A 20,195-nucleotide genomic window follows, 5' to 3' on the forward strand; every position below is an offset into this window, starting at 1 on the left:
TTTTTTGCCTGATGCACAGTGCTGCATGGCATCGGTGGTTGCAGTGACCAAGTGCGGTCGGGTGCCGGTCGCGATCAGAACTGCCAGCGCAAGCCGACATTGGCATTGATGCTGTTGGCATCGGAACGACCGCGCTCGGCGCCCACGTTGCCATAGATGGAGAAGGCGTCGTTGAGCTGGTAACGCACGCCCACCGAGGCACGCGCCGACTGCTTGGACACCGGCTCGCCGGCCACGTTGAAGCGCGCTTCCGGCAGACCGGTGAACCAGGCGGTGAAGTCCGAGTTCGGATTGCCGAGCAGCGAACGGTAGGCGATCAAGCCATCGAAGCCCCACTTGCCGCGCACCAGATGACCGCGCACACCCACCTCGCCATAGCCGGCACGCAACGTGTCGCTGTTGGCGCTCAACCCCAGCCCGGTGGCCGAGGCTTCGCTGAAGGCATCCTGGGTCTGGCTGACCACGCCTGAGGCAATGAACGGCGACAGCCCTGCCTGCGGCATCAGGCCGACTTCGGCACGCAGCGACCAGTTGGTGTCGTGGCGGCGATCCTGCAGGCGCTCGCCGATGCTGCCGGCCTGCACCGTGCGTTCGGTGTCCACATTGCTCATGCCGTAGGAACCGATCCCCGACACATAGGCCTGACCGATCGGCTGATACAGATACGCGGTCATCGCGTAACGGTCCGAGCGCAGGCGGCTGGCCGACGCATCGATGTGCGCACGGTCCTGCCCCGAACTCAGCGCCGCACCCACGACGGTGCCGGCGCTGCCCATCGGCAGATCCACGCCGACGGTGGTGGCCTGCTGGGTGTAATCGGCCGAGTCGGAACCCTTGCCGCCCAGTTCGCCGTCCAGATAGCTGCCCTGCATCCAGGTGGTCAGCGTGGTGGTGTCGGCCAGGTAGGGCAGGCGATCGGCCGCCACACGTGCATCGTTGAGTGCGGACTGGAAGCCCAGCGTGCGCTCGATGCCGTGTACCTGGCCGGCCAGGGTCGGCAGCGATGCGGCAACCTGCGCATCGTTGGCCGCCAGCAGCGCGCCGGTAGCGCTGATCAGGCCACCCAGGTTATCCGTATCGCCGGAGGCCACACGCGTATCCAGCACCTTGACCAGCGTATCGGCCTGCGTGGCACCGTTGACCACCGACTGCGGCGCACCGGCTGCCTGCGCGCTGGCAGCGGAGGCATTGCGGGTCAACGTGGCGGTGACGGTGGTGGGGTCGTAGGCGAGCGAAGCAGTCCAGAAGAAGTTGTTGGCGTACTGCACGCGGTCGAAGGTGCCCTGCAGCGCGCCGGCCTTGACGATCTTCTCGCTGCTGCCGACGTTGTAGCCAGCCGCTTCCGGCAGCAACAGCAGGTTGCCCTTCAGGCTGGCCTGGCCGGTGACGGTCAAGCCCTTGCCCAATTCGATGGCGGTGGTGCCGGTGTTGTTGGCCAGGCTGTAGCCGCCGTTGATGACACCGCCGCGCGATTCGAACGTGGCCGAGTTGAGCACAATGACATCCGAACGCAGGCTGCCCGACAGTGCGAGCACGCCGTCGTTGACGCTGGTGCCGCCGGTGTAGCTGTTGTTGCCGCTGAGCGTGAGCCTGCCGGCGCCGTTCTTGGTCAGGCCGCCGGCGCCGGAGATGTCATTGCTGAAGGTGCTGTCGTAGCCGGAGGTCACATTTGCCGCCCAGTTGCTGGCGAACTGGCCCGGGCCCTTGATCGCCTTGGCCGCATTGACCAGGCCGAAGCCGTACAGCGCATCCACGCCGGGGTCGCCCAGGTCGGTGGCGGTGGTCAACAGGGTCTGCTGCAGGTTGGAAGCACTCATCCACGGATACACGCCCAGCACCTGCGCCGCGATGCCGCTTACAGCGGCCGTGGAGAACGAGGTGCCGGCGATCTGGCCCTGCAGCTCGGTGCCGGCCAGCGCGGGTGCGAAGTAGCTGCCCGGCGCCACCAGGCACCACTGTGCGGCGGCGCCGCAATGGTTGGAATAGCTGGTCAGGCCGGCGGCATTGCCGGCGCTGTCGATGTTGACCGCGCCCACGGCCAGCCAGTTGTTGCGCAGACTGGCTTCCTGCACCGGCGTCGCCGCCGGGTAGGAGGCTTCTGCCGCGCCTTCGTTGCCGGTGGCGGCCACGATCAGCGCATCGGCCTGCACCAGCGGGGTCAGCGCATACTTCCAGGCCAGTGCGGCATTGGCACTGCTGGCTGCATCTGCATACGAGGCGCCGATCGACAGATTGGCGATGCGCACGCCGGCTGCCGCCAGGTCCACCGCCGCGCGGCGGGTCTGCTGGGTACCGCAGGAGTTTTCGGCGCAGATGCGCGCATAGAACAGGTCCGCATCCGGCGCGACACCGCCGGCGAAGCCGTCCTGGGCGGTGCCCAGCACCAATGCCGAGACGACGGTGCCGTGGCCGCGCAACGCGTTCGATGCGGATTCCGGGGTGCCGGGGGTGTCGGTGTAATCGTTGGAGGTATCGACCTTGCCGCTGATCGGCGCGTAGCTGCCATAGAGGTTGTCGTCCAGCACCGCCAGCTTGACGCCCTGACCCTTGGCGCCGGCCTGTTGTGCCAGATCCGCATTGGTCGGCACCAGCAGGTTGCTGGCCAGGCCCTGGTAGCGGGCGGGGGCAGGTGCCGGCGTCGGCGCGGTGTTCGGCAGCGGGTCGGCCGCGGTGGTGTCCGGCGTCGTTGGAGTCGTTGGAGTCGTGGGCGTGGGCGTGGTGGGCGCTGGGGGAGTGGACGGCGTCGGGGCGACCACCGTGGTCTGCGGTGGGTCACTGCGGACATTGCCGCCACCGCCACCGCCGCCACAGGCAGTCAGGACAAGGCAGGAGGCGATCGTGGTTGCGAGTAGCGAGCGATTCATGGGTTGGTCGATTCCGGTAATTAGCGCGCCGCAACTGCAAAAATTCTAAAATTTGGCGCAGACGATTCCAGCACCGGGAAAAGCCGGTGTGGCGTTGGATTTCACGCGTTATTCACTTTATCCGCCGCGAATCTGTCCCCTCAGATAAGCGCTCCGGATAACACGGTGATGCGCCGATGCATCGAACCATGTGCTTGCGAGATTGTTTAACGGCGCTACCGGTAAACTCTAAAACATGAACGGACAGTTGCTATTCAGAGAAAAATGTCCTGCATAGGACTTCACGATTTAATCCATAGCCAAAACAGATTAAAAAGCGCCTTATCAGGCTCGACTGCAAGGAAATGTCAGAGCGAACGCGACAATAAGTCGTCACGAATCTCCGGGGGCGGCAATCCTAAATGCGATGACTATCGCAGGTAATCAGGAAATGCGTCGAAGATGTCGGTAAATTGCCCACACGGTGTAGCGGATTCGACTGTAAGTTAGCAGCTCTAACGGACTCGTCTGTATCAGGCCTGATCGGATGAGTTTTATCGCAGTGACATCGAAGTTATATTAAATTTTCTGCTGCAGAACGAATATATCCACCGCATTTATATTGACCAAAAGCGAGCGAACCCTGCCATTGTGCCCAATTCCCCGCTTTTCCTGCATGAAATGCAAAGGGACATGCTCGAAGAAACGCTGGATATTCAGTGCGCCGAATGAAACGTCGAGACAGGCGCGTCCTCGCTTCAGGCCATCAAGCTGAATGCTGGGAGAATATTCAAGCCGATCTTTTTGGGGGAAGAACCCAACATTCGGCGTGCCCCTACAGCCGATTACTCTGATTCTGTTCTTATCGACGCCGCTGCGTGCGCCACGCAAGGTGCGACATCGGTGTCATCGCGGCATGGCCGAGCCTGTTCAGGCCGCAGCGGTTCTGTCGGGAGTGCGCCGCTGGCGCTGCGCTAGCGTCTGCATAAATTGTTCAAGTTGCCGCGCCGCCAAATTTGGGCATCACAGCTATGCTCGAGCCCGATGAGTACCCACTGCACCGAAAGAATGTCCACGGAAGGCACCGACCAGGGCCTGCCGTACCGCGTGGTCGCTCGACAGCTCGGGCATCGGCGCATCGTGTTGGAGACCTTGCAGGTCTGTGGGCATCCCGTACCGCTGCCGGCCGCGCCCACTTTCGGCTCGCTGCAGACCGCGCTGGAGATTGGCACCAGGCTGGCCGAGCAATACATCGGCCAGTTGATCGTCAAGCAGGCCGGTGGGCGGCCGGGGCTGGCGGCTGGCCCGGCGCCGCTTTAGCGGGGCCTGATCGGTTTCGACGTGGTGCCGTCGGCAGCCGCATTCGCGCCGGCAGCATGCGCTGCGGTTGTCGAACCCCGCCGCAGGCTCACTGGGCCCTGGCTTTGGCCAGTGCCGCCTTGGCGCGTGTGCCGGCGGCCGCACCGACGCGCTTGTCCAGCACCTGGGCCAGTTCGTGCAGCTGCGCCTCGGTCACGCCGATGTTCAAGCCGATCTTCAAATGCGATTGCAGTTGCGCCTCCACGCCTTCCAGGGCGGCGAGCACGCTGATCGTGGCCAGTTCACGGCTCACCCAGTCCAGGTTGTCGCGGGCAAAGATGTCGCCGAACAGATGCGTCTTGAGGTACTGATCGATTGCCGGCGCAAACGCAAACAACGGCCCGGTCACCGGCGCACCGGCCAGACGGGTCTGGTTGGCGGTGCCCAGCGCCAGCAGCGCATCGCCGCTCGGTACCGGGCCGGGCTCGTGTCCCGGCGCATCGGCGATGCCGCGCTGCTTGCGTGCATCGACGACCTGCATCAGCGCGGCCAGTGCATTGAGGCTGCGCGGAAACCCGGCATATGCATACAGTTGGACCAGTACCTCCTTGCAGTCGCTGATGCTCAAGCCAGCATCGAGGCCCGCCTCCAATGCGGTGTTCAAGCGGTCGATATCGCCGGTGGCCGCAAACGCGGCAATCGGCGCAATGGCCTGCTGGCTGGGCGACAAGGTGGCGTGTGTCGTCATGGATGTGATCTCCGAAGGATGTGCTGCCGCGGGGGAGGGGGCAACAGAGAGCAGGGCAACTGCGCCCAACAACAGCGCAGCCATGGGGAGCGCGCGGCGCAGCGCGCTCGCGCATGGCATCGCATCTCTCCACCGATCTAGGGGCAAGGCAACGCGAATCCAAGCATCCACTGCCGGACCGTGCGATGCAGATGGCGCCCCAGCTGCGCGCACACCATGTCGAATCGAACGCACCACGCTTGCGTTTTTCATCGCCGTCTCCTTGCCATACGTACCGACAAGCAGCATGAGGCAGATGCAACGCCGCTCCATCCATCCAGCTTGCATGGTCCTATTCAAGCCATCCTGGATGAGTACTGCTGTGCGATCGAAAACGCAGTTGGTGCCGGAGAAGTTCTTCCGCGCCAGCTGATTGCTAAGGTTTTCATCTGTCTGTTCCTCCGGTGGATGGAGCCCAGCGTAGAGAGCGTCCTGGAGCACGCACATCTTTCTATGAAATAGGGTCATGGCAGCGGTCCAGCGGTCGCTCGGCAGGATGAGTGGTTTGGGTCCCGATGCTTGTCCGTGCAGCCCATCGCGCAAAGAAGACCCAGCATCACCGCGCTCATCACGTGGCAGCTGGCAGCATCGGGGCACGTTTCACCAACGCGCCCAATGAGTCCGCCATGAATTCAACTGCCATGCCCGCCCGATCCTGGGCCATCCATCCGTTCCATGCAGCCGTGCTCGGCGGTGTGTGGCCGCTGTTTCTCGGTGCCTTGCTGAGCGACTACGCTTACTGGAGCAGTCATCAGATCCAGTGGGCCAACTTTGCTGCGTGGCTGCTGATCGGCGCGATGGTATTGACCACCATCGCCTTGCTGTGCGCGATCGTCGGCTTCGTTCGCGGAAGCCGCAATCTGATCTATGTAATTGCGCTCGGTGCCGCATGGATTGTCGGCTTCTTCGACGCCCTGCATCATGCACGCGATGCCTGGGCCATCATGCCGGCGGCACTGGTGTTTTCTGCGATTGCGACCGCATTCGCGCTCGTTGCAACCTGGTCGGGGCTATCCAGCCTGCGCGTGGGAGGTGCCCGATGAAGCGTCATGCCGTTACCGTCCTGTCGGTTTCCATTCTCGCCGCCGCACTCGCTTCCTGCGGCAAGGCGCCCGAGCTCAAACAACACGGCGCCAGTCCCGAGCTGCCTGCGCCGGATCGCGGCCTGCTGCCCGACATGACCATCGCCGAGCCGGCAGCCTGGGGCGAGCGCAAGCCCACCGTGCCCGCGGGTTACCGCATCACCGCAATCGCCACCGGTCTGGGCATCCCACGCCAGACGCTGGTGTTGCCCAATGGCGACATCCTGGTCGCCGAAGGCCGCGGCGGCAATGCACCCAACCTCAAGCCCAAGGACGTGATTGCCGGTGCGATCAAGGCCAAGGGCAATACCTCGGTCAAGAGCGGCAACCGGCTGACGCTGCTGCGCGACGCCGATGGCGACGGCACCTATGAACTGAAGACCGTATTTGCCGACAAGCTCAATGCGCCGTATGGCCTGGCGCTGATCGGCAACGCGCTGTACGTGGCAAATCAGGACGCGCTGGTGCGTTTTGATTATCAGCAAGGGCAGACCAAGGCCAGCGCTGCGCCCAGCAAGGTCACCGACTTGCCGTCGGCCATCAACCATCACTGGACCAAGGCCCTCACCGCCAGTGCCGATGGACGCTATCTGTATGTTGCGATCGGCTCCAACAGCAACATCACCGAGCGCGGCATGATTGCCGAAGTCGACCGCGCCCAGGTCTGGCAGGTGGATCCGGCAACCGGCGCCCACAAGAGCTATGCCACCGGGCTGCGCAATCCCACGGCATTGGCGATCCAGCCCGGCAGTGGCGCACTGTGGGCGGTGGTCAACGAGCGCGACGAGATCGGCCCGAATCTGGTGCCCGACTACCTCACCTCGGTACGTGAAGGCGGCTTCTACGGCTGGCCCTACAGCTACTGGGGTAAGAATGTGGACACGCGGGTCATGCCCCAAGATCCGCAGAAGGTCGCATCGGCCATCGTGCCCGACTACGCGCTGGGCTCGCATGTCGCCGCACTCGGTGTCGCGTTTTCGGCGGCCACGATGGGAACGCAGTTTGCCGACGGTGTGTTCGTCGGTGAGCACGGCAGCTGGAATCGCGACCCGCCGGTGGGCTACAAGGTGGTGTTCGTGCCGTTCCGCGATGGCCGCCCGGCGGGCGACCCGATCGACTTCGTCTCCGGTTTCCATGGCGACGATGGCCTGACCCGCGGCCGCCCGGTCGGTGTCACGCTCGATCCACGTGGTGCGTTGATCGTCGCGGACGATCTGGCCAATACGATCTGGCGAGTGACACCCGATACAGCGCCTGTCGCGCCGCAAGCGGCTGCACAGTAAGCCTGCCTGTCTGCCCGGTTCTGCAAAGAACCGGGCAGTATTTGATGTGTTACCTGCGCCGGAGTGCGGGGCAGGGCTACCTGTAGGTCTTACCGGGAACAACCCAACTTTTCAGAGGCGCCGGTCTTCAAGGCACTAGCCTCTGTTGGCCGTCTATCAGCATCGCGATTGATCGGCCTCGAATGCAACTGTTAGGGATGTGCGTCAATGAATACCAAGCGCGGCACCGTCTTGGCGGACCAGCACAAGGGATAGGCATCGCCGTCCCGTTGACATACAGTGCCGGCCCCCGCGTCGACCTGGACGACACAGGCATCAGTGCGATGGACCTCTGGTGAGCCAACCGGCTAGACGCAATCACCAAGGCAAGAACAGACGGAACACGCTCTGCCGATCACCCGAGGCTTGTTGTTGATGTTGTTCAGATGTTCGGTGGTTGTTGTCGTAGCGCTCTTCGCTTCACCTCTTATCGCAGCGGAGTTGGTCGGCCGGGCAACCGTGACGGATGGCGACACCATCACTGTCGCGCAGAAACGTGTCCGCCTGTGGGGCATCGATGCACCGGAAAGCGCGCAGCAATGCACCAGCAACGCTGGCAGCGCATGGCCTTGCGGCCGACGTTCGGCTGCCGCACTGGATGGCTACCTGCTCGACAAGACGGTTCGCTGCCAACCCAAGGACACCGATCGCTATGGACGGATCGTGGCCGAATGCTATGTGCAGGGGCAGTCGATCAACCGCTGGATGGTGCAATCCGGTTGGGCGGTGGCCTACCGCGAGTACGCCACCGCGTTTGTTGCCGACGAGCGCAACGCGCAGCAACAACGGCGCAACCTCTGGGCCGGCAGCTTTCAGATGCCTGCTGATTACCGACGCGGCAAGCGCACGCAATCGGCACAGCGGGCTCAGGCCGCAGTGCAGACGCAAACGCCTGCGCACTGCGCCATCAAGGGCAATATTTCCAGCAAGGGCAGCAAGATCTTCCATATGCCCGGGCAACGCGATTACACGCGGACCAGCATCTCACCTGCCAAGGGCGAGCGTTTTTTCTGCACAAGCCAGGAGGCAATCAATGCAGGCTGGCGACGCGCGGCGCGCTGATGGCTGGCAAGGTGTGCGATCCAGCGTCGAGCAGCTGATCGCGACGCCTGTCGATCCTGCTGGGGCATTTTGGTCAATCAACCCAGCGCGGCGCAATCACCACACCTGAAACATGCACATGCGCCGCAAGGTGTGAGCTGTGCTGACCGTCACGCCAAGAGCAGCTGACAAAACATAGCCAACGTTCGTCGGTGCTATGGACGAGGGACTCGGAACCCCAAGCGTAGGAGTGATGCCGATTCCGAGCACCGGGCGCGCCCGCCTGACGGCCGCGCAGTAGTTCTGTTGGCCGCTCTAATGCCCGACAAAAGCCTCGATATTCTGCACCAGGCTGCGGCGTGTGTAGGGCTTGCTTAAAAACGTCGTCCGGCTGGGTAAGCCATTGGGGGAATGCCCCAGACCCGATGTCAGGATCGCCGGCAGATTGTTGCCATCCGCGCGCAGATACGAAATCAGGCCGTATCCATCCAATAGCCCCGGCATCTGCAGATCGGTAAAAACCAGCGCGATCGCCGGGTGCTTATCGATATGCTCCAGCGCGCCCTGCGCATCGGTTGCGGTGACGACCGCATAACCGCTCTCGGTCAGCAGCAGCGTGGCCAACTCGAGCGTGTCAGCATCGTCCTCGACGACAAGAATCAGTTTTTCGTTTGTAGAGCCCATAAAGCAGGTTTTCTGAGGATGCATGCATCACACTACGTTTCCCACGCGAAAAACACGTGATCGATTTGAGAACCATGAACAGCACGCAGGACTTTCCCGACCATCGCTACCGACAGGTCGTCGAGCTGTCGCTGGATTCCATCAAGGAAATTGCCTTGGACGGACGCGTCAGGTTCGTCAACGCGCATGGTCTGGCGCGTGTGGCGTTTGTCGATGCCGCCTCTGTGGTGGGTCTGCCCTGGGTGTCGTTATGGCCGAAGCGATTCAGGCCGCGCGTGCGGCAGGCGCTCGCTGCTGCCGAGCGCGGCGAGTCGCAGCAGTTCGAGACCGAATGTACGAATGCAGACGGGCAGCTCCAGAGCTGGTTGGTGTCGACAAGCCCGCTGCGTAACGCGGATGGCCGGATCGAGGGCGTGCTGGCGGTCAATCGCGACATCACCGAACGCCGGCAGTCGCAACTGGCACTACGCACGCTCAACCAGACGCTGCAGGCCCGCACCGAGTCTGCAATCCATCACGTTGAGCCTGCTGCAGCGGCGACGCAAGACCAAGTACGTGCAGAGGCGCAGTCTCCAAGCATCGAGGTCGAGCTGGATATTGCACGTGCTGCGCAGCGCCTGGCCGAGCGCGTGGCCGAGCGAGCGCAGGAGGGTGAGGCTGTGGGGCAACTGTTGGCCGGTGTCGTTCACGACCTGAACAACGTGCTGCAAACTGCGGGCGCTGCCATCGATGTGGTTCAGTCGCGCGGCGCCCTTGGCGAAGCGGATCAGAAGATTTTGCGCATGGCAGAGACCGCTCTGCAGCAGGGCTCGGTCATGGCGCAACGCCTGCTGGGCTTCGCGCGCAAGCATCCTTATGCTCCCGAACGCGTCGATCTCAATGCGCTGGTCGCGCGCCTGCTGCCCCTGCTTCAACAGGCGGCAGGCGCTGCGGTATCGGTCGAGTGGGAGACCACGACTTGCGACAGTGCCGTACTGGCGGATCCACACACGCTGGAACGGGCCTTGTTGAACCTGGTGATCAATGCGCGCGATGTCTGCGCGGTGCGTGGCAGGGTCTGCATCACGGTGGCGACGCGGACGCTAGCAGATGTGGATGCTGCCGGTCGTCGCGCCGGCGATTATGTCACCCTCTCTGTCCAGGACAATGGCAGCGGCATTGCACCGGAGATCCGCGATCAGCTGTTCGACGCCTACTTCACCACCAAACCGGCAGGCAAGGGCACCGGGCTGGGCTTGGCACAAGTGGATGGGGCGGTCAGGCAGGCCGACGGCTATATCGAAGTGCAGTCGATGCCAGGGCAGGGCGCCTGTTTCACGCTTGGCTTCCCGGCGGCGGAGCCGACTGGTTGCTGACATCAGCGGTGACGGCGACGCCTAGATACTCTCGAGAATACCTAGCGGCGTTACGGTGCATCTGCCCATCCATTGTCTGGCATAGTGGTGCGCGGCAAGTTGCGTGTCGAATCGCATCTCGCGCCTGTGCCCATACAAGGTGATCCCATCGTCGAACGACACCAGAATCTCCGGGAAGAAGACGCCGTCCAACGGAACCGTATGTGCAGTCAATCGATAACGACCAATCTGCCGGAACATCGTGGAGTCCATCATGACCTCGGTAGCGGTAATGGCCGGCTTGAAGCGATTGCATTAAGCCGAGGAGCAATTGCACCCTGATCGCTATGTTTTCGATTTGCAAGCAGCGCGAATAATGATCTGCAGGTAGCCTGGAATCGGAAGAGCACAATCGCGGTGGTTTATGCACAGCCCGCTTATGCAAATAAATGCGGGCTCCAATGTCGCGATTGCTTGTCGCGCCGAAACGATTGAGCAACGGCAGTGGCGGGGTTATCTGCGATGTTTCCGCGGGGCGTTCGTCTCCAGCACCGGCCATCACTACGTGTGCTTGTTGCTGGACACATCTGACGATGTACCCGATGGCTAGACCTGACTCTCCAGTACCGGCTCGCCAGCCAGGACGGCCATTTCCAGGCGGGCCAGGTGATCGCTGAATCCGCCGCTCGCGCGGGCAATACGGCGAGCGCTGGTATTGACGACCGGCTTGACCAGGCGGGCAATCTGCATGCCTGCGCGCTCCAGCGCCGAAACCAGCGCCACGTCTTCGCTGCACTTGAGCGCAGAAAAACCACCGGCGGTCACGTACGCAGCCACACTCATGCCGAGATTGGCGCCATGCACATGCGGATGCCCGTCGCGGCGGATTTCCTTGGCCAGGAAGGCCTGCCGTGTTTCGGGACGGAAATCGTGCCAGTCGGTCACCTCCACCACGCCGCAGAACACATCCGCCGCGCAATCGAGCTGTGCCGAAAGCCAGTCCGGCGGCACGCAGGTGTCGGCATCGGTAAACGCAAGCCAGCGTGCCCCGCGCGCAATCGCGGCCGATGCCGCCGCTGCACGGGCAATGCCGACACCGCCTGCGGTAGTGACGGTTCTTGCGCCGTGCGCGCGTGCGATGGCGCCGGTGCCGTCACTGCAGCGGTCGAGCGCGACATGGATTTCCACGCGCTCTCCCGCCAAATGCGGGTGCGCGGCTGCCACCAGAATGGACTGCAGGCACTTGCCGATCAGATCCGCTTCGTTATGCGCCGGAATGGTGACCGCGATCATCGCAGCTGCTCCTGTTGCGCAATCGACGGCCCGGACATCCAGGCCTGCAACACGAAGTCCGCATCCTGGTAACAGCACAGCGTGTCCATCGCCAATGCCTGGTTCAGCGCGCTGTGGACCTGCTCGGCGCTGCGCAACGCGCCATCGAAGTCGTGCCGCCAGTGACAGGCCACAAGGCAGCCGTTGGCGGTGAGCGAGCGGGCGAACAACGCCACGGTTTTTTCGAAAGCTGCGGCGTTCAGGTAATAACCCACCTCACTGAAGACGATCAGGTCGAACAGCCCTTCCGGCCAGTCCGACGGATGCGCCGCCTGCTGCAGCGTGACCGCAGGCAGTGCCTGCAGCCGCACGCTCGCCAGCTCGACCGCCTGCTGCGACAGATCCGTCGCCAGCAGCGTGTCACAGCGCTGCGCCAGCTGCGCGGTCAGCTCGCCATTGGAACAGCCAAATTCCCAGCCACGCGCGAACCTCGGATAGGGCAGGGCACCGAGCAGGATGTCGCGCTTGCGCTGCTCGTACCAGCGCGAGCGATAACCGAACGGGTCTGCATCGGCGTACATCTGCTCAAAGTGCTCAACGCTCAGCGCGGTCATCGGATGAAGACCTCGAACGGCCGCGCAAAGCGCTCCAGCACCGGCGGCGGCAGAATCGGCTCTGCAACGGGTGGCGTGCAGTGGCCCAACTGGGTGGCAAAGCACGCAATGGCGCGCTGCTTGGCACTCTGCACTGCGGGCGATAGATCGAAGCGCACGGCAGAGCCATCGGCAAATACCCCATCTTCCGGACGCGACCAATGCCACGCCCATACCGGATATTGCAGACGCCGCGCCCACTGCGCCTTGCACGCGGCATGGGTCGCACGCGATGCGGCTTCATGATCCGGATGGCCATCGCGCTCCCAGGTCACCAGCACGGTGTCATGCGCAGTGATCAGATCGCCGAGGGCCTGTGCCATGCGCGCTTCGCATGCCGCCAGCGCGCCATCGCCCAGTGCGAGGTGGGCCAATGCGCTAGGCAATACACCCAACTGCTGCACGGCGGCATCCAGTTCCAGGCGCCGCGCCGGGCCCAGCACCTGTGGCTGCCAGCCGGGTTCGTCGGGGTAGGCCTGCTCCCCATCGGTCAGCGCGACGATCAACACCGGTACGCCTGCGGCACGCGCGGCGGCAATCAACCCGCCACATCCAAGCACCTCGTCGTCCGGGTGCGGTGCCACCACCACCAGGCGCTGGCTACCTTGCATCAGTTGCGACAGCGTGACGCGTGGCAGCTCGCTCAGGTACGGCGCGTAGCGCCATGCTGTTTCCGGCGTGCCTGTGCCCTCGATGGGCTGCCCGGCTAGATCTTCCAAGGCAATGTCTCCTGTTGGCATAACTCGCCCAGGGCCTGCAGGTCGCGTTCTGCGTGATGCTGCCGAATGAACACCGACAGGTCGGCGCAACGCTGCGCATGTGCGCGGTTGCCGCACAGCGGGCCTGGCCCCAACGCACGCGCGACCCGATCCAGCGTGTCGCGCGCCACCGCTTCGACCACACTGCGTACCTGCAGGACGCCACGCAGATGTGCCTGTTCCGGCTGCGCGTCGATGCGCGTTGCCAGCCGACGCAACAACGCAGCTGCAGATGCCAGGCCTGTATCGATGGCGCCCAGATGCGCGGCGGCATGCGGATCCTTGCTCACACGCGCAGAGGCACGCAGCACATCGGCAACCGCAACGGTGGCGCCGAACCAGCACGCGGCGATGCCGGCACCGCCGTGCCAGAATCCAGGTCGGGTCAGGTACGCATCACCTGCGCCAATCTGCCGCGCTGGCGTATCGGAGAAGCGAACATTGGCCGTCTCGATGCCTTGCATGCCGACTGCCTGCCACGCACTGTTGTCGATCTGAATGCCGGGCTGATCCAGCGCCACGGCAAACAGGCAACTGGCGCCTGCATGGCGCGTCGTCACCAGCGCATGCGTCACTTGCGCCGCACCCGAACACCACGCCTTGGTGCCGTTGAGCACTTGTCCGGAAAAACGCATATCCGAGCCGGGCGGCTCGGCCGCCCACACCGCCCAACGCTGGGTCGGCGTGATGAGGTCCACCCCCAGATCGGCACAGATGGCTTGCGCGTCGTAATGCGCTTCCAGGAACTTGGCCGCGCACAGGTCGTCTGCCGCGATATCGGCAAGCGTCTGCCAGCGCCCCAGGGTGCGACCACGCCCGGGAAGTGGCAGCGTCGGATGTATGTGTAGCCACTTGTCCGCAATCGACTGCTTGAGTCCGTCGGTGCGGGCTGAGTCCGTGTGCGATGCAAAGGCAAGGGTGTGCGATGAAATACGTGCGCTCATCGGGCCACGCTAAGCAGCGCAAGGTGCAAGGGGTGTGACGCGTGACAACGGTTCTCGACGTGAGAAGCGAACAGAAGCGCAAGGAAACCACTGCAACTTGCTGCGCAAATCGATATTCAGAAGGCAACCGCGGCCCTGCCGCAGCCCGACGACGCGAGCGTACTCTCGGATCTGGATGGCGCTGCGCCCACCGCCGATTGGACGGTGCATGCCGGTGCGTTGATCCTGGTGCGGCCCGACGGCCGCATTGCCTTCTGCAGCCATGCCGATGCGCCGGAACGTCTGCACGCGGACTGCAGGCATGTCTTCGGCCAGGCGACAGAGGGCGCCGCACGTTGCGCCTGCCGTGATCGGTTTCTCCCGCCGCACGATGGCGCTGCGCAGGCCGGCACACCGGGAACGCTGCTTCCGCTTTGCTAGGATGCGCGCACATGCTATCCAGGAGGCCAAGCGCATGACGCCCACAGTGTTTCCCGAGCCCGAGCTGTTCCTGCCGCAGCGCGGCGAGCCCGCGTTGCGGTGGGGAGTGCTGGGGCCTGGAGCGATCGCCTCGGCGTTCGTGAGCGCGCTGCGCCGCCATACCGGGCAACGTCCATTTGCAGTGGCCTCGCGCACGCGTGCGCGTGCCGAGGCCTTTGCGAGCACCTGGGCGATGCAGCGCGCCTATGACAGCTACGAGGCGCTGGTCGAGGACCGCGATGTCGACATCGTCTATATCGCCACACCGCACAGCGAACATCTGCAGCAGGGCTTGCTGGCGCTGCGCGCGGGCAAGCATGTGTTGATCGAAAAGCCCATGACTACCTGCGCCGACGATGCGCGCGTGCTGGTGCAGGAGGCGCGGCAGCGCGGTCTGTTCCTGATGGAAGCCATGTGGAGCCGCTACCTGCCGCATACCTCGGTGCTGCGGAAACTGCTGGCCGATGGCGCGTTGGGCGAGCTTCGCCATGTGTTCGCCGATCTGAGCCAACGCGGCCCTGACGATGCGACACACCGCCAGCGCAATCCTGCGCTCGGCGGCGGCGCGCTGCTGGACCTGGGCGTGTATGCGGTGCAGTTCTCTTCGATGATCCTGGGCGCACCGACCGCGATCACGACCACCGGCGCGCTGACCGACACCGGCGTGGATGCCTTCTCGACAATGGTGCTGTCGCATGGCGGCACCGCGCAATCCACACTGATCAGTTCCATCGTGGCCCGCAGCAGTTCCACCGCCTATGTCACCGGCAGCCAGGGCCGCATCGACCTTGCCGGCGAGTTCCACAACCCGACCGCGCTGAGCCTGGTCGGCAACGACCACGCCAGCATGCCGGCAGCTTGGACGGATCCGACCGGAATCAGTGGCTACGCGGGCCTGTCGTGGCAAGCGACGGCCGCGGCGCGTTACATCGGGGAAGGGCGCAAGGAATCTCCACTCCATCCGCTGGATGAAGTGATCCAGATCATGACCACCCTGGATGCGGCGCGGGCACAGCTGGGGTAGCGGGCGGGGCGTCTGCAGCAGCCAAGGCGCGTTGGCAGAAGCGGCGTACGATCATGCACCCTGTTCACCGCCGCATCGCCAATGCAGCAGGTATTGCAGCTGATGCGAGCCCGCCTGTCTGCCAAGCTGCGCAGGCGAGCGACGATCAACGCGTAGCGCGCAGCAATGCGGTTTTTCACTAACAGGAAGGGATCGACGCTCTTCAAGCGCCGCCCGACGCGCAGGGCCGGCCGCAGCAAAAACAAAGCCCCGCGTCTGCGGGGCCTTGTGGTGATCTATGTGCGCGATGCGCGATGGATACGCTTCGGCACTGCCAGGCGCGTCTTGTTGGCCGCGCTTAGGGCAGATCGCATTTGATTTTCGCGTCCACATAATAGGGCTTTGGGACGTCCGGGTTCTTGCTGGTCCTCTCGAACACCACCTCGAACGAATCCAGATCCACGGTACCGTTGCGCGACTTGCAGGCGTCCTGCAATTTCTGCTTTACCGCCGCGATACCCGCGTCGCGATTGGCGCCATCGGCGCTATTGGTCAGATTGGCGATCTCGGCAAATGCAGGCGAACTCAGACCCAGCAGGCAACCGACAGCCATAAGCGTGTGCAGCTTCTTCATACAGTCTCCTTTGCGATGTCTATGATCTTCCGGGGGCATGGACGACAACGGCGATCGATATTCAGCGCAACAGAGCGCCGCGTGCGGTCCAGCCCGGCGCAGCATAGGCCGGGCGGATTAAGGCCTCGTGCACGTGCTCGCACTTGCGGTAATGGAGCGCTTTGGCGCATGGGTCGGTTGCAGATGCGCTCAACGCTCAAACGCAAACGGCCCGGACGAGCCGGGCCGTTTGCGATGCCGCAGATCAGAACTCCTGCCAGTCGCTTGCATCGTGCGAGGTGCCTGCAGCCACTGCGCGTTTCGCTGCAGGTGCCTGGCGTGGCAAGCTTTTGACGGCGGCGTGCCGGCCGGCAATCTCGCTGAGCTTGGCCGCAACCGGCGGTGCCGGCCGCGTGGTGCGCGTGCTGCCCTCGCTGATCTTGAACACCGATACCGCCTGCGTCAGCTGCACGGCCTGCTCTTCCATCGAGCGTGCGGCGGCGGTGGCTTCTTCCACCAGTGCGGCGTTCTGCTGCGTGGTTTCGTCCATCTGCGTCACGGTGGTATTGACCTGCTCGATACCGGCCGACTGTTCCTGCGACGCCGCGGAAATCTCGCCCATGATGTCGGTCACGCGCTGCACGCTGGCTACGATCTCGGCCATCGTGGCGCCTGCGGTATGCACCAAGGTCGAGCCTTCGGCGACCCGCTCGACCGAATCGTCGATCAGGCTCTTGATCTCCTTCGCCGCAGCGGTGGAGCGCTGGGCCAGCGTGCGGACTTCCGATGCCACCACCGCAAAGCCGCGGCCCTGTTCGCCGGCACGTGCCGCTTCCACCGCCGCATTCAAGGCCAGGATGTTGGTCTGGAACGAGATCCCGTCGATGACGGAGATGATGTCGGCAATCTTCTTGGACGAGGCCTCGATACCGGCCATGGTGCCCACCACCTTGCTCACGATCTCGCCGCCCTGCGATGCCACGCCTGCCGCACCGATTGCCAGTTGATTGGCCTGACGGGCGTGTTCGGCATTCTGGCGCACGGTGGAGGTCAGCTCTTCCATCGACGCGGCGGTTTCTTCCAGGTTGGCGGCCTGCTGTTCGGTACGCTGCGACAGGTCCTGATTGCCGGCAGCGATTTCGCTGGCGGCAGAATTGATCGACACGGCCGAGTGCTGGATACGGCCGACAATCTCGGCCAACTGCGCGGCAGTGGCGTTGGCATCATCACGCATCTGCGCGAACACGCCCTTGAAGTCGCCGGTCATCCGCGCGGTGAGGTCGCCTGCGGCGATGGACTGCAGCAGCGACGACAGCGATTGCAGGTTGCCGTCGGCAGTGGCCATCAACTGGTTGAGGCTATCGACCATCACATGGAAGTCGTACTGGAAACGCTCGGCATCGCCGCGTGCGCTGAAGTCGCCGTTGGCTGCGGATTGCGCCAGCTGCTTGATCTCGCGGTTCATCGCAGACAGATTGGCCTTTACCTCGTCCATGGTCTGCGTCAGCACCGCCTTCTCGCCGGGCAGGCGGTCCATGCTCTCGCTGAGGTCGCCGATGGCGTAGCGCCCCATGATGCGTGCCAGGTTGGTCTGCACCGCCAGATGCGACGCCACCAGCGTATTGGTGTCCTTGGCCATGCGGCCGTAGTCGCCAGGAAACGCCGCAGCATCGATGCGGAAACTGGTCTGGCCATCATCGTGGCGCCTGGCCATGTCGCTCTGCGCGTCGAGCAAGGATTGCAACTGCTTCTGCATGCCACGCATGGCACGCAACAGGCGGCCGGTTTCATCCTTGGCGTCGCTTTCCACGTCGTTGTCCAGCTGGCCGTTGGCAATCGCCTCTGCGGCGTTGGTGGCGCGTGCAAGCGGCTGGGTCAGGCTGCGGGTGATGAGCCAGGCGAGCAGGCTGCTGATCACCACCACGGCAATGCCACCGAAGATGATCAGCAGCTTGCCGCGATTCATCGACGCCACCGCATCGGCATAGGCTTGCTGGCTCTGGCCTTCCTGACGGGTCACCAGTTCGCGGATCTTGTCCTGCCACGCCATCGTCGCCGGGCGCGCCTTTTCGCTGAGCAAGGCTTGCGCAGGCGCGTTGTCGTTTTGAGCGGCAAGCGCCATGACCTGGTCGTTGATCTTGCCCGAGATGGCGCGTCGCGCGTCCATCTCGGCGCGAATCTTGCGACCTTCCTCGGAGCTGGGCAGCGTATCGAGCTTGGCCCGCAGGTCGTTGTAGCGCTGGCGCTGCGCCTTGATGGTGGCCAGCGCTTCGTTGTTGAGTTCGTCGCTGGTGGCCATGGCATAGGTGCCCAGCGCGATCAGGATCGATGAGTTGGCATCCAGCATGCCGTTGCCGATCTGGATCTTGGCCATGCGGTCAAGCACGATGAAATCGAATTGCTGTCGTGCTTTGGCCATGGTGACCAGGCCGGTTGCCACCAGCAGGCTCGACAACAGAATCAGGATGCCGAAGGCGACGCCGAGACGGCGCCCGACGTTATAGCGTTGCAAATAGGCGGTCATGCGGGTCGTCCTGATGTCCAGTGGGTGGCACCGGCGGCAGGTCGCGTGATGTTCGCGTGAATGCCTCGGCAACGTGATAACGACGCAAAAATCGGAAACTTGAACCAATCATCCCGGCTCGTATTTAGGGTGCGTTTTTATTCACGCCGGTCAGGAAAAAACCGACTGGCAGCGCGACGACGTCAGCACGATACTGAAGACGTTGCTCGCATCCGCGCTGCTCTTGATGTCTGGTCTGTGCCGATTGACAGGCAGCCGCTGCATGAATGACCCATCTGATCATTCCGTCGTCGGCGGCGCGCGATGCAGCGTCCAGCGCAAGCGTTGCTGGCGCGATGCGCATCGATCTGCCGCTGCGTCGCCTGGCCGGCATCTTGTGTCTGCACGCAGTGTCGGCAAAGGCGAACTTGCAAGGACGTCGGCAACGTTGCCGGCACGTCGGAAGAAAGGTACCAGTGCGGTTGCAACGGTTGGCACCATCGTCGCTGGTGTCAGGCATGCGCACTGGCCGGTATCTCGATACGTTGGTCAGTCGGCGCTTCCGCTCCGGATGTCATGTGGTGCCATCACCGGCTCACTCCGCCACCACGTCCCAAGCGTGATCATGGTCGGCATGAACAGCAGTCAGATCACCGCGCGAACGATCACGGTCACCCCGGCAAGCACCGCATCTGCCGGCAGCGAGGTGGTAGTGCAGTTGTCGGCCAGCCCGGATCCGCGCTGGCAGGCGTGTTTCCATTTCGTCGTGCAAGGCCGCGATGGCTTCTTCATGCAGGGCAGGCCGGTATTCGACAACGCAAGCTTTCACGGGATCTTGCAGGCCGGGCAAGCCGAGGCCTTCCGCCAGGAACTGCCGGATCTGCTGGTATCGGCCAGCGTGCTCGCGCGTGCCCAGGTGAACAAGGACGCAGCGCGATAAGCGTGTTGCTTCAGCAGTAAGAAGTGCTCAGAGAGTCGTGTTCGGTCGCGGGTACTTGGTGACCAGCCCGAAATAGCGGTGGTACGGCGAGGCTGCTTGCCTGCACGACCGCCGGGCATCCATATGCCGTGAACAACATCGCTACTGCACGGCTCCAACGCTACCTGCACGTGGCACGCAGCACGACAGATCGAGCGCCATATCCCAGCGCTCCAGTCCGGGCGCATAGCCATCCACCGTCACTTGCTGCACCACAAAGCCGAAGCGGGCGTAGAACAGCCGGGTATGTTGACTGGTATCCAACAGGACACGCCGGACATCCGGCATCTGGCGCAATGCTTCAAGCCGGGCCAGGAGCAACTGCGTCCCCACGCCGCAACGGTGCAGACGCGGGTGGACCATGCCCCAGCACAAGCTCGCCGTGGTGCCATCGGCGCCGATCGCGTAGCCGGCGGCGCCAGCGACAGCGTTGCCGCGCTCCAGTAGCTGGTAGTGCCACGCCGCGGCGTGATGGCTCAGGAAGCTGGCGAAGTCGGCACGTTCACCGGCGCTGAAGAACACCAGCACATTCGCATCGAAGAGCGCCATGCAGGCGTCGAAGTCCCGAGGTTGATACGGCCGAATCGTGTCCATCTGCATAGTCTGCCTCAGACGCGCA

At 63.7% G+C, this 20,195-nt stretch carries 20 protein-coding genes; 8 read left to right on the forward strand and 12 right to left on the reverse strand.

Annotation, left to right across the window (positions count from 1 at the left end):
• Positions 1-74 precede the first annotated feature (74 nt).
• Positions 75-2,864 carry a S8 family serine peptidase gene (locus AC1PLS_RS10555; protein WP_481104453.1) on the reverse strand — a complete coding sequence of 930 codons (2,790 nt, stop codon included), beginning with the start codon at positions 2,862-2,864 and terminating at the stop codon, positions 75-77.
• Positions 2,865-3,422: 558 nt separating this feature from the next.
• Positions 3,423-3,734: a hypothetical protein gene (locus tag AC1PLS_RS10560; protein ID WP_481104454.1), complete on the reverse strand. Its 312-nt coding sequence runs from the start codon at positions 3,732-3,734 to the stop codon at positions 3,423-3,425.
• Positions 3,735-3,887: 153 nt separating this feature from the next.
• On the opposite strand from AC1PLS_RS10560, the gene AC1PLS_RS10565 reads away from it, so the two are divergent.
• The gene (locus tag AC1PLS_RS10565) at positions 3,888-4,163 is read left to right on the forward strand and encodes a hypothetical protein (protein ID WP_024940668.1); all 276 of its coding nucleotides are present in this window, start codon (positions 3,888-3,890) and stop codon (positions 4,161-4,163) included.
• An 88-nt stretch (positions 4,164-4,251) separates the two neighbouring features.
• On the opposite strand, the gene AC1PLS_RS10570 is transcribed toward AC1PLS_RS10565, so the two are convergent.
• On the reverse strand, positions 4,252-4,890 hold the full coding sequence (locus AC1PLS_RS10570; RefSeq protein ID WP_481104455.1) for a carboxymuconolactone decarboxylase family protein: 639 nt from the start codon (positions 4,888-4,890) through the stop codon (positions 4,252-4,254).
• 665 nt (positions 4,891-5,555) lie between these two features.
• Between AC1PLS_RS10570 and AC1PLS_RS10575 the strand changes: the two genes are divergently transcribed.
• The 3 genes from AC1PLS_RS10575 to AC1PLS_RS10585 all read left to right on the forward strand — a co-directional run bounded on the left by AC1PLS_RS10575 (position 5,556) and on the right by AC1PLS_RS10585 (position 8,395).
• Entirely contained in the window at positions 5,556-5,972 is a 417-nt protein-coding gene (locus AC1PLS_RS10575; protein WP_046345946.1) for a hypothetical protein, read from the forward strand.
• The gene (locus tag AC1PLS_RS10580; protein ID WP_481104456.1) at positions 5,969-7,294 is read left to right on the forward strand and encodes a PQQ-dependent sugar dehydrogenase; all 1,326 of its coding nucleotides are present in this window, start codon (positions 5,969-5,971) and stop codon (positions 7,292-7,294) included. Before AC1PLS_RS10575 ends, AC1PLS_RS10580 begins: the two co-directional genes overlap by 4 nt.
• A 414-nt stretch (positions 7,295-7,708) precedes the next feature.
• Positions 7,709-8,395, forward strand: coding sequence for a thermonuclease family protein (locus tag AC1PLS_RS10585; protein ID WP_481104457.1), 687 nt, complete (start codon positions 7,709-7,711; stop codon positions 8,393-8,395).
• A 294-nt stretch (positions 8,396-8,689) separates the two neighbouring features.
• Here AC1PLS_RS10585 and AC1PLS_RS10590 read toward each other — a convergent pair whose 3' ends face one another.
• Positions 8,690-9,058, reverse strand: coding sequence for a response regulator (locus AC1PLS_RS10590; RefSeq protein ID WP_024940662.1), 369 nt, complete (start codon positions 9,056-9,058; stop codon positions 8,690-8,692).
• 74 nt (positions 9,059-9,132) lie between these two features.
• On the opposite strand from AC1PLS_RS10590, the gene AC1PLS_RS10595 reads away from it, so the two are divergent.
• Entirely contained in the window at positions 9,133-10,413 is a 1,281-nt protein-coding gene (locus AC1PLS_RS10595) for a two-component system sensor histidine kinase NtrB (RefSeq protein ID WP_481104458.1), read from the forward strand.
• Between the two features lie 21 nt (positions 10,414-10,434).
• Here the strand turns inward: AC1PLS_RS10595 and AC1PLS_RS10600 are convergent, their stop codons facing one another.
• The 5 genes from AC1PLS_RS10600 to AC1PLS_RS10620 all read right to left on the reverse strand — a co-directional run bounded on the left by AC1PLS_RS10600 (position 10,435) and on the right by AC1PLS_RS10620 (position 14,019).
• Positions 10,435-10,668 (reverse strand): hypothetical protein, encoded by a 234-nt coding sequence (locus AC1PLS_RS10600; protein WP_235175478.1) that lies wholly within the window; start codon positions 10,666-10,668, stop codon positions 10,435-10,437.
• Positions 10,669-10,998: 330 nt separating this feature from the next.
• Positions 10,999-11,685 carry a glycosyltransferase family 2 protein gene (locus tag AC1PLS_RS10605; protein WP_024940659.1) on the reverse strand — a complete coding sequence of 229 codons (687 nt, stop codon included), beginning with the start codon at positions 11,683-11,685 and terminating at the stop codon, positions 10,999-11,001.
• Positions 11,682-12,278, reverse strand: a complete 597-nt coding sequence (locus AC1PLS_RS10610) for a class I SAM-dependent DNA methyltransferase (protein ID WP_024940658.1) — start codon at positions 12,276-12,278, stop codon at positions 11,682-11,684. Before AC1PLS_RS10610 ends, AC1PLS_RS10605 begins: the two co-directional genes overlap by 4 nt.
• Positions 12,275-13,036 (reverse strand): PIG-L deacetylase family protein, encoded by a 762-nt coding sequence (locus AC1PLS_RS10615; protein ID WP_184434485.1) that lies wholly within the window; start codon positions 13,034-13,036, stop codon positions 12,275-12,277. The genes AC1PLS_RS10610 and AC1PLS_RS10615 overlap by 4 nt, the downstream gene beginning before the upstream one ends.
• Positions 13,024-14,019 (reverse strand): acyl-CoA dehydrogenase family protein, encoded by a 996-nt coding sequence (locus tag AC1PLS_RS10620; RefSeq protein WP_184434482.1) that lies wholly within the window; start codon positions 14,017-14,019, stop codon positions 13,024-13,026. Before AC1PLS_RS10620 ends, AC1PLS_RS10615 begins: the two co-directional genes overlap by 13 nt.
• A 228-nt stretch (positions 14,020-14,247) precedes the next feature.
• Here AC1PLS_RS10620 and AC1PLS_RS10625 point away from each other — a divergent pair, with 228 nt between their 5' ends.
• Together AC1PLS_RS10625 and AC1PLS_RS10630 are read left to right on the forward strand one after the other, a co-directional pair.
• Positions 14,248-14,439 carry a hypothetical protein gene (locus AC1PLS_RS10625; RefSeq protein ID WP_481104491.1) on the forward strand — a complete coding sequence of 64 codons (192 nt, stop codon included), beginning with the start codon at positions 14,248-14,250 and terminating at the stop codon, positions 14,437-14,439.
• A gap of 34 nt (positions 14,440-14,473) precedes the next feature.
• The gene (locus tag AC1PLS_RS10630; protein WP_054592714.1) at positions 14,474-15,502 is read left to right on the forward strand and encodes a Gfo/Idh/MocA family protein; all 1,029 of its coding nucleotides are present in this window, start codon (positions 14,474-14,476) and stop codon (positions 15,500-15,502) included.
• A 337-nt stretch (positions 15,503-15,839) separates the two neighbouring features.
• On the opposite strand, the gene AC1PLS_RS10635 is transcribed toward AC1PLS_RS10630, so the two are convergent.
• Entirely contained in the window at positions 15,840-16,115 is a 276-nt protein-coding gene (locus AC1PLS_RS10635) for a hypothetical protein (RefSeq protein ID WP_024939953.1), read from the reverse strand.
• A gap of 244 nt (positions 16,116-16,359) precedes the next feature.
• On the reverse strand, positions 16,360-18,618 hold the full coding sequence (locus AC1PLS_RS10640) for a methyl-accepting chemotaxis protein (RefSeq protein ID WP_184434477.1): 2,259 nt from the start codon (positions 18,616-18,618) through the stop codon (positions 16,360-16,362).
• Between the two features lie 613 nt (positions 18,619-19,231).
• Between AC1PLS_RS10640 and AC1PLS_RS10645 the strand changes: the two genes are divergently transcribed.
• Positions 19,232-19,537, forward strand: coding sequence for a hypothetical protein (locus AC1PLS_RS10645; RefSeq protein WP_166771386.1), 306 nt, complete (start codon positions 19,232-19,234; stop codon positions 19,535-19,537).
• A gap of 141 nt (positions 19,538-19,678) precedes the next feature.
• Here the strand turns inward: AC1PLS_RS10645 and AC1PLS_RS10650 are convergent, their stop codons facing one another.
• On the reverse strand, positions 19,679-20,176 hold the full coding sequence (locus tag AC1PLS_RS10650; protein ID WP_260300180.1) for a GNAT family N-acetyltransferase: 498 nt from the start codon (positions 20,174-20,176) through the stop codon (positions 19,679-19,681).
• Positions 20,177-20,195: the final 19 nt, after the last annotated feature.

Source organism: Xanthomonas sp. NCPPB 3218 (genome assembly GCF_056725185.1).